An 11,599-nucleotide genomic window follows, 5' to 3' on the forward strand; every position below is an offset into this window, starting at 1 on the left:
TTCTTGCTCGACACAAGCTGATCTATCAGGACGTCCCGTTGCGTCATTCACCAGGGCTTGATCTGCGACTCAAGACTCAAACGCAACGGTGTTGCCCGTGCCTGTCTCACATCCGGGCCCCTCAGTCGACGAGCGGCCAACCATTTGCCGGTCGGTCTTAGCGCCGTAGTTGGCCGGTTAGCGGTCTAGTTGGCCGGTGTGAGCGTTGAAGTTGGCCAAGGGTAGTGAGCCGGGACACGGTAGTTGGAACCTGGTCATGAGAGTTGGAACCAGTGCGGCCGACGCCGACTAGGCTCACCACCATGTCCGAGCCAGCCCCTGACCCTCGCATGCAGTCCTTGATCAACCAGCTCCAGCCGGGGGCCGTGAGAACGGTGAAGGTCATCGGGTTTGACGGAGCGGACGTCCTGGTGGAGCTTGTGGATGCCGACGGAGGGACCGAGATCGGTCGGATTCCTCGGCAGGAGGCGTCGGTGCGTCGGATGGAGAATCCATCCGAGCTGTTTGAGGTCGGCCAGGAGATCAACGCCGAAGAGATCGGGCGTTGGCGCGAAGGTCAGCTTCACCTCTCCGCCAGGGCGTGCGAGAGTCCGGCCTTGCGGTCCTTTCTCCTCGCGTTTGAACGAGGGCAGGTCGTTGCTGGGACGGTCTCCGAGCTTCACAACTTCGGGGTCTTCGTTCACGTCGATGGCGAACCGGACGGCCTCTGCACCGGTTTCATCCGGGTGCCGGACCTGACGTGGGGCTGGATCAATCACCCCTCCGAGGCAGTCGAGGTCGGGCAGCGGATCACCGCTGAGGTGATCATTGCCGAGACGCGCTCCGGGCAGGTCACTCTCTCGTTGAAGGCTCTGCAGGAAGATCCACTTATTCGGTTTGCGGATCAGGTCGGCCGGGTCCTCACCGGGCCGATCACCAAGATCGTTCCTTTTGATGTATTCGTGCAGCTTGCTCCCGACGTTGTGGGGTTCCTTCATCTCTCAGAGCTTACTGACGAGCCGGTCGAGACCCCGGATCAGCTTGTCGATGAAGGCGAGCTGATCACGGTGAAGGTCGCCGAGGTCGACCTCCAGCGTCACCGGGTGCGGCTGGGCGCCGCTGGCGGAGCGGACGGAACCTAGCGAACTGACGCCAAGAAGACCGACAACTCGCGGTTGGTTGCAAGAGGCGTGACCACTTGGCGCCAACAAGCCTGTCCCGCCGACTAGAAACCACCAGCTCGCGGAGCCTCACCGGTTCCAACTAACGTGTCCAGGCTCAGCTCCTCGGCGCCGAGTTCATCGCCGGAGTGGGCAGTGACCTCGCCTTCTTCGCGACCCCGGACCGGTTGGCTGCCTTCGCCGGGCTTGCGCCGGCGCCGCATGACTCGGGGAAGAAGAGCGGTAACCTCCACCGTCCCCGCCACTACCACTGGAGCCTCCAGCGCGTCTTCCACATGTCCACGCTGACTAGCGTCCGCTACGACCCCAACTCCCGGACCTTCTACGACCGCAAACGATCCGAGGGAAAACGCCATACCCAAGCTGTGATCACTCTCGCCCGCCGCCGAGTGAACGTCTTGTGGGCCCTGATCCGGGACCGGCGCCTCTACGAAGTCGTTCCACCGGGGGTCACAGCGCCGCTCTGATCTTGGTGCTGCCATCCGTCCAGGACTGCCTGCACTTGGCGGTGACCGGCTTCTTCGCGAGACCAGACGAGCGTCCGGCGGCGCGGATTCTTGTGGTCCCAGCTGTCGTAGTCCATAACGGCAACGGTGTCCGACAGCCGCCACCGCGAGGAACCCCATGAGGCTTCAGGTACCTCCACCAGGCCGTCGAGGAGTTCGATGGCCGAGGTGGCAAGGCTGTCCATGGGCCATGGCCTCCACGTCGCGACGGTGTCGATGAGGGCATGCGATTCGATCAGATTCGGGAGCGACGGGGCGATAGGGAGGTAGGGACTGCCACCGTCGATGTCGGTGCCCACACTGCCGTCGGTGTGGATCAAGTCCCGGCACGGCTTCGACACACGCTCGCCGGTCCATTCGAAGTACCAGCCCCCTCTTCCCGGGTCCTGCCATGCTGCCGTCTGCAGACCCAGGTGGTCGTACTCCCACCAGCGGGCGGTCTCGTACCGATCCCCGTTTACAACCCAGCTACGGCGTACCTCGTAGCGCAGGCCTCCGAACTTCTGCTCGAATCCCTCGCATCGGATGATGAGATCCATGGGAGCGGTGACGAGTTTCCCCGTGTGGTCGCGCACTTGCCAGAGCTCTATCGGCAGCCCGAACCGAGAGGGGCACTCACGCCGGGCTGAGCGACGCAGGAGGTCTTGTGCGCGTGCCGAGAGCTCGGATGGATCTTCCAGGATGTGCATCCTGAACTTCTTTTCCAAGGGAAGGTGTGGCTGTCAGGCAGTCACGTTACCGGCCATCAGCACGGGTTCTGCGGCTTGACTTCTCCATTGGGAAGCCCGTTAGCGTCGAGTTGACCCGGGGTGCGCTGTTGTTGGCCCGCAGGCGTGATCTTCGGCGCTGGTTCAGGTACGGGTCGCTCGGGCCGAGCGGGGTCGGGTGCGCAGGGCTGGCAGCCGGGCGCAGTCGTCCGCTCCGGCCAGGCTCTCGCCCAGGGCCAGGAGCGAGAGGAGCCGCACCGGCCGGCCGGCTGCGGCAGCAGCCTCCAGCTTGTGGTGGCCGTCGAGGAGGAAGTGGGTCAGGCCCCAGTGTTGGTACTGGTCGATCGGCATCCCGGCGGCGGGCTCGCACACGTCCAGTGTGGAGATCGCCACCGCTGTGGGGACTGTTCCCCGCTCCATGAGCGCGACGTACTCCTCGACACGCTCCCTCTCGTTCCACGTGGGGGGAACCATGGGCACGACGAACTCGTAGAGGTGGGCGTCCGCGTCGACGGGGGTCTCGAAGGTCCGGTAGTACGGGGTGTGCGGGTACTCCGGGAGACCCCAGAACTGATCGACCCCCCACGTCGTGACCTGTTCGCGGCTGAAGTAGTCGCCTTCCTGGCCGGGGACGACCAGCCGGGGTTCCACGCTCAGAAGCAACGGAAGGTACTCGCCCTCCGGCAGCAACGCACCGAACGCCTCGATCACGCCGCCGTCGTCCGGATCGTCCAGTGCACCGGTGAGCCTTTCCTGCACGCTCTCCAGGGACAGCTTCTCCCTCGCGCCCGCCAAGCGGCGGAACAGCAACGGGCACGTTCCACAGTAGAAGCTGAGCTCGAAGGCAGGCTCGTCGTCGACCATGAGCAAGCGGCGCCGCGGCCCACCGCCGATCTCCTGCAGTTCCGTCTCGAAGTGCAACCGCGCCTCGGAGGCAGGGAGGCCGAGGCTGCGCACATCGCCCAATTTGATCATCATGGGCCGACCGTACGGGACGCCGCGTGTCGGCTCCATCGACTACTGAGCGCGTTTCTGGCCGGTCGGGCCAACTGAAGCACTGAGTCACAATGGTGTGACTGAGCGGGCTAGTTGGCCACTGAGCGCGATAGCTGGCCACTCTGGCGCTCAGTTTTTGCGCGGAGGCAGGATAGGGACCCGGCGCGGTGAATGTACCGATTTCGGGTGCACCTGTTCCGCTGTGGAGTCAGGAATGCGGAAGGCTGATCACCGGATCCTCCGTGAAGCCATCGGGGCCCCCTCCCGGGAACTGGGCCAGGGCGATGCCGTGGTGATCAAATCGTTGCCGCACCGCGTACAACCGCGTACGGCCCTCCCCTGTCCCACAGTGAGCCGCGAGGATGAACCTCCGGCCGGTGCGCCTGGGCGCTCGGTCCAGGCTGCAGGGGAGAGGCGGGCTCGAAGATGGGGAAGACGATGTGGAGAGCGGTGGTGGCCGGTGGAGCGGCGGTCGTGTTCACAGGGGTGGCGGCGGTGCCGGCCGGGGCGGCGGAGGGCGGGGTCTCCTTCACCCGGGTCGCGGTGAACGGCGGGAAGCCGATCGTGATCGGGGTCACGGAGGAGGTCGAGGTGCATGCGGTCTTCCGGATGACGACCAGGCTCAGATACGACTTCGGGCCGACGGTGTTCCCCTACCGGGGGAAGCTCGACACTGGGGAGACGTTGCACAGTTCCGTCATCACCAGCGCCTGTGAGGTCGTGGACAGGGTGAACGGAATCTGCGACTTCGAGGAATGGCTGTACATCGACCCGCGGAACCTTGACTTCGGGAACGAGGATGCCGGCACCTGGGGAACTGCTGCTCGGGTCTTTCTCGCCGGTGACGCCCACGATACTGACGACGAGGACCTCCCGTTGCAGGTCAAGCGGGCCACACGCGTCACTGTCAACGCCTCGCCGGAGCCGGTCGCGAGAGGGAAGACGATCACTGTGACCGGGCGGGTCACGCGGGCGAACTGGGACACCCACACGTACCAGGGGTACGCGGGCCGTACGGTGAGCCTGCAGTTCAAGGCGGCGGGCGCCTCCTCGTACACGACGGTCAAGAAGGCGACGTCGAGTAGTACGGGGGCGCTCAGGACCACGGTGAAGGCCACCGGTTCGGGGACGTGGCGGTGGACGTACTACGGGAACTCCACCTCCGGGGCGAAGTCGTCGACCGGGGATTACGTCGCCGTGCGGTAGGCGACGTGCGCGGACCGCTTCCCCTCGCACAAGCGTCATCATCCGGACCGGCCGGACCGGGGACTTCAGTACCTCGTCGACATGTGGCCGACCCGCAGGAGTCGGAACTCCTTGCACTCAAGCAAGGTCCGATCCCTGGGCTGGCTTACCTAAGTGGCTGTTGTCTTTCCGGACTTGAGGTCTGCGTTTCCGCTGGTCGGGCGTAGGGTCGGCGTTCCGTGGGAGTAGTGGCCTGTCGTGCTGTCGCTTTCCGGGAGGTCGTGGATGCCGTCGGTGGTTGGGCTGTTGGAACAGCGTGAGCTGGGTGCTCGCCGTCGCGTGGACGAGCTGCGGGAGGAGGCCGACCGCATCCAGGCCGAGTTGGCCGTGGCCGAGCGGGAATGGAAGGAGTGGGCCATCGCCTGCTCGCGGGTCGGCGAGGTGCTGGCCCCAGCGGATGAGAGCGGGCAGGACCAAGCCCGGGCCGAGGGGACCGTGCCGGCCGCCGTGGAGCAGACCGGAAAGACGCCGCAGGCGTCGGAGGCGGCGAGGGCGAAGTCGCAGGTGCCGGTGTGGCGCCAGGGGCTGGCCTGGTCGGCACTGTCGGTGGACTACCAGCGCATCCTTAAGGTCCTGGCGGACCGGGCCCGCCTTGGGCAGGGACCGGTGACCTGCCAGGAGATGGCGGCGGAGTTCGGCATGGACGTGGTGCCGGCGCGGGTGGAAGCACTGCGGTCGAAGGCAAAGCGCCTGGTGGCCCGAGGCTGGCTGGCCGAGCTCGCGCCGGGCCGGTTCCCCCTCGCGCAGGGCGTGGCCGGGCCAGTCGGCGGGTCATGAGCAGGGTCATCGACCAGTAGACCATCGCTTCGGCGCTGGTGGTGCGGCGTTCGAAGTCGCGGACCAGGCGGCGGCTGCGCATCAGCCACGCGAAGAGGCGCTCGACGATCCATCGCTTGGGCAGCAACACGAACCCCTTGTGGTCATCGCTGCGCTTGACGATCGCCAGGACCACACCGCAAGCGGCCAGGCAGTACTCGACGAGGCTGCCGGTGTATCCGCCATCAGCCCAGACCAGCTCAAGGCGGTGGTGCACGTCGGCCACCTGCTCAAGCAGGACCTGGGCGGCGGTGCGGTCACCGATATCCGCGCTCGTGACCAGCTTGCCGCCATCAAAGCCGCGGCTGTCCGATCCGACGACGGCGTCCGCCTTGACGGACTGCGAGTCGATCACACCCGTACTCGGCTCCGCATCGCGGCCCAGTTTCTCGCGGACCGTCGCGCGCAGCCGGTCGTGGAACTCCTTGACCATGCCGTGGTCGCGCCAGCGGCGGAAGAATGCGTATACCCGGTCCCACGGCGGGAAGTCGGCGGGCATCGCCCGCCACTTGATTCCGTTGTCGACCAGGTAGCGGATCGCATCGAGTATCGCCCGGTGGCAGTACGCCTCCGGCTGTCCTCCCCGGCCGCGCATCCAGCCAGGCACCGGCATCAACGGCCGGATGGCCGCCCACTCCGCGTCCGTCATGTCCGTCGGATAACGCGACTGCCGAAACCCGTTGTCGGCGGCGTTTCCGAACCGGTGAGCCAGACAGTCACACTCCAGCGTGACCGAACTGGACTGCCCGGCCATCGACACGGAACACTGCGGCACCAGGGCCTCCTGTTGTTGCTCGGTGATTCGACACCAACGAGCTGTTCAGGAGGCCCTGCTCGTATGCGCCCAGAGCCCCGCGACCACCCAATCGAGACTCCCGTTCGACGAACACCGCTCAGCATCGGAACGACAACAGCTACTAACGCCGCTCTGAAGTCCGTTCCCTGCGAGCGATGTGCGCAGCGCAGAACTCTGAGCGCGCTACTTGGCCAGCCTGGCCAAGTAGCGCGCTACGTCACAGTTCCCGGCCACTGCAAACGGCTGACCTCCGCAAACGAGCAGCAGCGGTCGCAGGTCGGCCACCTTGTTAGTCCATGCTCCCCGGCCTGTGGCCGCCTTGCCGCGTACAGGGCCAGCAGGATCGGCGCGCCTGGGAGCGTGAGCGGGCAGAGCGGTCGTGGACGCTCCAGCCTCAACGGGCGGGCGGCCTGCGATGCTGCACCGGGGGCCTGCGGTCAGTACGGGGCTCAGCCGTGCTTCACAACCGGCAGGAAGCGATCTCGCGCTGGTAGGGGCCTGGCATTGAGGCGTCGCTCCGGGCGGCCCGGCGCGGCCGGCCTCATCCCGAAAGGCACGGGTAGTCAGCACTTCCCGGACAACTTTCGCGCCGGCCCCTCGTACCTGCCAGATCCCAGGACAGCGCACGGTGACCGTGGCGATGATCGAGGCGGCATCCGGGCCAAGGGGAGACAGGGATGGCAATCATGCTGGAGAAGCTCAACGAGCAGACCGAGCACGGGTACGTGCTTCTGCAGGCCGCAGCGGCCGAAGGAGCGCTGGGCGACATCGAAGCGGCCTACCGCAGAGCCGACGCCCTGGCAGCACTGGGCACCGGGCCTCTGACAAAGCTTGCACGGGTCGCCAGCGACTTCGTGTGCCGCATGTCGCTGGCGAGTGGTCCCGCCTGGACGACCAGCCACGACGACGAGGGCAATCACGTCAATATCGAGGACCACTCCCCGGAACAACGGGTCTTCACCCGCCGGATGATGGCCGCCTGGTCGGCAGGCGACACCGCGACGTTCGAAGCACTGCTCAATGGGGCTTGCGCCGATCCGCAACGTCGCCAGCCCTACCTGCGGGATTTGTTTCAGCTCACCGTCGATGAGGCCGAGGTTCACGGACGGCGGGCTGGACGGCCGTTCACCGTGGTCCGGCAGATGAACAAGTCCATCCTCAAGGAGGGGCTGCAGAAGGACGACTGGAACCGGTCGTAAGCCCGGGTCGTGGCAGGTGTCGGGCCCTCCCGACCTCGACTGGGTCCCACTGGTGTGAGCGAAGGGAGGGGCGGCGGCGGTGACGAAGAAGGCGGCCGTGCCGAAGTTCGTGCCGTTCCGAGCCGACTCGATCGCGGTGTCCATGCCCGACGCAACTGCGACGACCGGCGGGATCGTGCACTACACCCCGGGCTTGTCCCAGCCCTGGAACCAGCGGTTCTGGGCAGCGGCCCACGCCGGCCTTATTGATCCGGAGCAAGAGGCGTGGTGCCTGCTGCGGCTGGACCCCGCGCCCGGTTCCGCTCATTCTGACGCGCTGGCGGCTACGGCTGCGCGTCACGGTGGCCGCAGGCAGCGGCCGGACCGAGAAAGAGAAAAGCATCGCGGATGCAGGGCTGGCGAACTTCCAGTGATGCGCGGCGACTTGGGGACACGTTGTACTGCCGATCACTACGCTGTGGCACATGGAACTGCAACGAAACTGGCTGGACGTCACCTATGAAGAGAAGGACGACGCCAAAGAGGCCGGCGCCCGCTGGGACCACAGTGCGCGGCGTTGGTTCGCCCCTCCAGGCAGGGAAGAAGCCCTGAGACGATGGGCCGCAGCTCCCGACATTCCCGCCCTCCTTCCCGGCGAGGACCGCACGCTCGGAGACGGCCTCTTCGTGGACTTGGTGCCCAGATCCTGCTGGTTCACGAACGTGCGAACTTGTGTCGCTCCCGAGGACTGGCAGCGCCTGCGCCGAATGATTACCACGCGGGCTGGTCAGCGATGTGAGATCTGTGGCGCGACTCAGGATGCCTCGATCCCGCGCTGGCTTGAGGGCCACGAGCGATGGACTTACGACGAAGAGCGTGGAGTGCAGACTCTCCGTCGGCTTATCTGCTTGTGCACCGCTTGCCATCACGTAACCCACTTCGGCTTCGCTCAGGTGACCGGCAGGGAGGAAGAGGCGTTCGCTCACCTGATGGCGGTGACGGGTATGAGTCAGGCGGCCGCCCACGCGCACATCGATGAAGCCTTTGCTGTCTGGGAGGACCGCTCCAACCGGAGCTACGACTTGGACCTGTCGATGCTGACTGGGGCTGGTGTGACTCTCGTAGTTCCTCCAGATGCCGAGGAGCGGGCTGCTGCTTCGGAGGACGGCCTTCGAGGAATGTGAGGCGGCGGACGTCGAGACGCCGAGAGCCCCGATCCTTAGGATCGTTCCTCACGAAGTTCCGGAGGTGTCCTCCGATTTGGCCCGGCCAGCTGATGCCGACGGGCGGTCACGGCCGCATACCCGTACGGTCGGCGTGGGTGCCTCTGACAGGACGGTGCCTGTGTGGCCCCGCGGTCACTTCGCACGTTCCGCGGGGCCGCCACTTCCTACGCCCGTCCGCGACGTCGGCCGCGGGAGATGTAGGACGGTTCCGGGATAGCTTCATCCACGGCAACTTTCAGGTGCTCTGTCCATGAGTGGTCGCCTTCACGAGACATGCATCTCAATTCCAGGCTGACCTGGATCGGCGTGACGTGCCGGTACTCGAAGTGTACGTACAGGGTCTCGGGGCTCCCGCCTGGCGACATACCGTCGATTACGGCTTCTCCGGCGACCGCGTGCAGCCCCCATTCATCGGCCCGTCCGGAACGGAAGCCTTCGACGTACTCTCCGGCTGCCTGAACGGTGACCTGGCGAAGCGCTCGTCCCGCTGTCTGCGTGAGGGTGAGCTCGGCGTGAGGCTGATTCTGGCCGGCGTCCTTGACACGGCTGGCTGTGACCTCAAATTGAGGACGGCGGGAGTCGATCCGCTCGTCGTTCTCCGCATCCAGTTGTTCCCGCATGATCTGAACCTGTGATTCGGCTGCGGTGGCCTGCCGCTCAGCAAGGCGTGCCGCGGTGTCTGCGCTTACGGCTTGGCGTCGCGCGATGCGCGCTTGCCAGATAGCTACGACCGCAGCAACGGCGCTTACCAGGACTGCCGCCCATTCGCCGACGTGCCCTCGTATCTCCGTCATGTTCCCCCCTGAGTGATTCCGGGCAGTCAGGGTAGCTACGGGCGGTCAGGTGCCGGGTATCGGGTCCTGCTCGACTTGGTGGACGGCGGCGGCACGGGGCAGTCGGTTGGGGTCGCAGTGCTCGCCGAATCCCCTGAAGCGCAAGGAGTCCCTCGGCAGTGTCTTCAAATGATGTGGGGTGGTGGATCACGGGGGCGTGATGCGTCGTCATGGACTGTCCAGTGCCAAGGGGAAGTTTGTCCGACGGCTGGACGACCGCAGAGCCGTTGATGGCTGGCCCGTACGGCCGTGCGAGCCGACCAGCTCCTACGGCTCGGTCGCGGGGTGGTAGACGCCGTTCTCGTCCAGGAAGTAGCTTCCCTCTTCGAACCCGTCGACAGTGCGATTCTTGAGCCACTGCCGGGACATCTTGTGTAGGACCTTGTACTGGCTTTCCCAGTTCATTTGGTGCCCCGTGCCGGCGACCCGGATCATCAGTTTCCTTGGGCCGGGGATGGCTGCGTAGAGCGCGGGCACCGAGAAGTAGAGCACGTCGGGCGAGGACTCCGGCGTGTTCGCCGTGGTGTCGAGGTCTCCGTACACGATGAACACGGGCACCCTCCGGCCGAGCGTGCCGTGCAGCGGCGCCGTGGTGGAGTTCCAGCCCCACCAGTAGGGGAACCGCCACCGCGAAACGCCCTCCGGCTGCCCGGTTGCTGGGTCCGTGGGACCCCAGGTACTGCCGAGGTCGTCGCTCTCCATCATGGCCTTCCACGCCACGTCGACCGGGACCTCTCCGCTTGGGAAGCCCTCTTTGACGATGACGTTCGTCGGGAAGCCGTATGTGCCCGCTGGGCTGGAGACCGGCAGCGTCACACCGGCCGGTACGCCGAAGCCGTCCCCGTGCCCTTCCTGCCCCTGGGCGGGAAGACCGGCGCGCTGAGGAACAGGCTCGCCACCTTCTCAGGGTGCTGCAGCGCATACGGTCCGAACGCGAACGCGGCCGCGGAATGTCCGATGAGCGCCACATGCTGCCGCCGCCGCAGCCCGATGATGTAGTCGACGACGGTGTCCACCTCGTCCCAGTTGCTCTGCGAGTTGCCCAGCTGATGCGGGTAGCTCGGGGAGCAAGGACCGTTCTCCAGCGGGTTGGGGACCAGGATGCTCTGCAGCTGCTGCTGCTGGGGCGGGCTGATATTGCATGGATCGTCCATCTTCGGGCGCGGTGACTTGCCGGCTCCCTGGAGATCCATGATGAACACGTCGTAGCCCGCACCCTGTGGGATCTTGGTGGTTAATTCGGGGCGGGGTCCACGGGTGTCCTGGCGCGGCTGTAGTGGATCATGGTCGTGCGGTGATTGTGCCGTGTACACCCGTAGATCGGAGCTCGTCTTGTCGGTGCAGCCGCAGCCCTGGCCGGAGCCGGCCCCGGAGATCGTGGCGGCGATCCGGGCGATGTACCGGGGCAAGCGGGAGGCTCCGTTGGCGGTGCAGGTCCGTGACCGGCTTGGGGAGCTGTTCCCTGACGCGGAGTTCGCGGGAGCGTTCGGGCAGCGGGGCAAGCCGGGCTGGTCGCCGGGACGGCTCGCGCTGGTCACCGTTCTGCAGAAGGCCGGAAGCCTGACGGACCGGCAGGCCGCCGACGAGGTTCGGGAGAACCTGGCCTGGAAGTACGCCCTCGGCCTGCAGTTGGACGACCCCGGCTTCGATCACTCCGTGCTGTCGGAGTTTCGCTCCCGCGTCGTCGAGCACCGGTTGGAGGAAAGGGTCCTGGACCTGCTGCTGGACGCGCTGCGCGCGCAGGGCCTGGTCGCGGCGGGCGGTCGGCAGCGCACCGACTCCACCCACATCGTGGCCGCCGTCCGCGACCTGAACCGCCTCGAACTGGTCGGCGAGTCCGTCCGCGCGGCCCTGAACGCGCTGTCGGCCGCCGCCCCGGACTGGGTCGACCAGGTCCTGGTCGTCGCGGACTGGAGCCGTCGTTACGCGGACCGGATCGACAGCTGGCGCCTGCCGACTTCCAAGACCAAGCAGGACGAACTCGCCCTGAACTACGGCAAGGACGGCTTCACACTGCTGGCCGACCTCTACGCGCCGACCTTGTGGGTGCCGATAACTTCATCCGCGCAGTTCAAGCGGCATGTTGATACTCGTGCAGGATGCCGCCGAGTCGATCACGTCTGCGGATGTCGAGGT

Annotated in this window: 11 protein-coding genes and 2 pseudogenes; 7 read left to right on the forward strand and 6 right to left on the reverse strand. The window is 66.2% G+C overall.

Annotated features, from left to right (window positions below):
- The first annotated feature begins 329 nt into the window (after positions 1 to 329).
- A complete protein-coding gene (locus tag ACFU8W_RS50810) occupies positions 330 to 1,121 on the forward strand; it encodes a S1 RNA-binding domain-containing protein (protein ID WP_384052647.1) in 792 nt (263 codons plus the stop codon).
- A gap of 143 nt (positions 1,122 to 1,264) precedes the next feature.
- A pseudogene (locus tag ACFU8W_RS50815) lies at positions 1,265 to 1,627 on the forward strand (transposase); the annotation flags it as partial.
- Here ACFU8W_RS50815 and ACFU8W_RS50820 read toward each other — a convergent pair.
- Positions 1,588 to 2,373: a hypothetical protein gene (locus tag ACFU8W_RS50820; protein WP_384052638.1), complete on the reverse strand. Its 786-nt coding sequence runs from the start codon at positions 2,371 to 2,373 to the stop codon at positions 1,588 to 1,590. The pseudogene ACFU8W_RS50815 and the gene ACFU8W_RS50820 sit on opposite strands and share 40 nt — an antisense overlap.
- Before the next feature lie 144 nt (positions 2,374 to 2,517).
- The gene (locus tag ACFU8W_RS50825; protein ID WP_384052648.1) at positions 2,518 to 3,348 is read right to left on the reverse strand and encodes a hypothetical protein; all 831 of its coding nucleotides are present in this window, start codon (positions 3,346 to 3,348) and stop codon (positions 2,518 to 2,520) included.
- A gap of 447 nt (positions 3,349 to 3,795) precedes the next feature.
- Here ACFU8W_RS50825 and ACFU8W_RS50830 point away from each other — a divergent pair, with 447 nt between their 5' ends.
- Positions 3,796 to 4,575, forward strand: a complete 780-nt coding sequence (locus ACFU8W_RS50830; RefSeq protein ID WP_384052639.1) for a hypothetical protein — start codon at positions 3,796 to 3,798, stop codon at positions 4,573 to 4,575.
- A gap of 264 nt (positions 4,576 to 4,839) precedes the next feature.
- Positions 4,840 to 5,391, forward strand: a complete 552-nt coding sequence (locus tag ACFU8W_RS50835) for a hypothetical protein (protein ID WP_384052640.1) — start codon at positions 4,840 to 4,842, stop codon at positions 5,389 to 5,391.
- A 31-nt stretch (positions 5,392 to 5,422) separates the two neighbouring features.
- Here the strand turns inward: ACFU8W_RS50835 and ACFU8W_RS50840 are convergent.
- Positions 5,423 to 6,184: pseudogene (locus ACFU8W_RS50840) on the reverse strand (IS5 family transposase); the annotation flags it as partial.
- A gap of 719 nt (positions 6,185 to 6,903) precedes the next feature.
- On the opposite strand from ACFU8W_RS50840, the gene ACFU8W_RS50845 reads away from it, so the two are divergent.
- Both ACFU8W_RS50845 and ACFU8W_RS50850 read left to right on the forward strand, forming a co-directional pair.
- Positions 6,904 to 7,425: a hypothetical protein gene (locus ACFU8W_RS50845; RefSeq protein WP_384052641.1), complete on the forward strand. Its 522-nt coding sequence runs from the start codon at positions 6,904 to 6,906 to the stop codon at positions 7,423 to 7,425.
- Between the two features lie 464 nt (positions 7,426 to 7,889).
- Positions 7,890 to 8,588: a DUF5710 domain-containing protein gene (locus ACFU8W_RS50850; protein ID WP_384052642.1), complete on the forward strand. Its 699-nt coding sequence runs from the start codon at positions 7,890 to 7,892 to the stop codon at positions 8,586 to 8,588.
- Between the two features lie 206 nt (positions 8,589 to 8,794).
- Here ACFU8W_RS50850 and ACFU8W_RS50855 read toward each other — a convergent pair whose 3' ends face one another.
- The 3 genes from ACFU8W_RS50855 to ACFU8W_RS50865 form a co-directional block, all read right to left on the reverse strand.
- Entirely contained in the window at positions 8,795 to 9,424 is a 630-nt protein-coding gene (locus ACFU8W_RS50855) for a hypothetical protein (protein WP_384052643.1), read from the reverse strand.
- A 306-nt stretch (positions 9,425 to 9,730) separates the two neighbouring features.
- Entirely contained in the window at positions 9,731 to 10,279 is a 549-nt protein-coding gene (locus tag ACFU8W_RS50860; protein WP_384052644.1) for a hypothetical protein, read from the reverse strand.
- Entirely contained in the window at positions 10,276 to 10,776 is a 501-nt protein-coding gene (locus ACFU8W_RS50865) for an alpha/beta fold hydrolase (RefSeq protein WP_384052645.1), read from the reverse strand. The genes ACFU8W_RS50860 and ACFU8W_RS50865 overlap by 4 nt, the downstream gene beginning before the upstream one ends.
- Here ACFU8W_RS50865 and ACFU8W_RS50870 point away from each other — a divergent pair.
- Positions 10,769 to 11,599 (forward strand): transposase (locus tag ACFU8W_RS50870; RefSeq protein ID WP_384052646.1); only part of this gene is annotated, 831 nt, incomplete at its 3' end. The two genes, ACFU8W_RS50865 and ACFU8W_RS50870, sit on opposite strands and share 8 nt — an antisense overlap.

Source organism: Streptomyces sp. NPDC057565 (genome assembly GCF_042801455.1).
Classification (GTDB): Bacteria; Actinomycetota; Actinomycetes; order Streptomycetales; family Streptomycetaceae; genus Streptomyces; species Streptomyces yanii.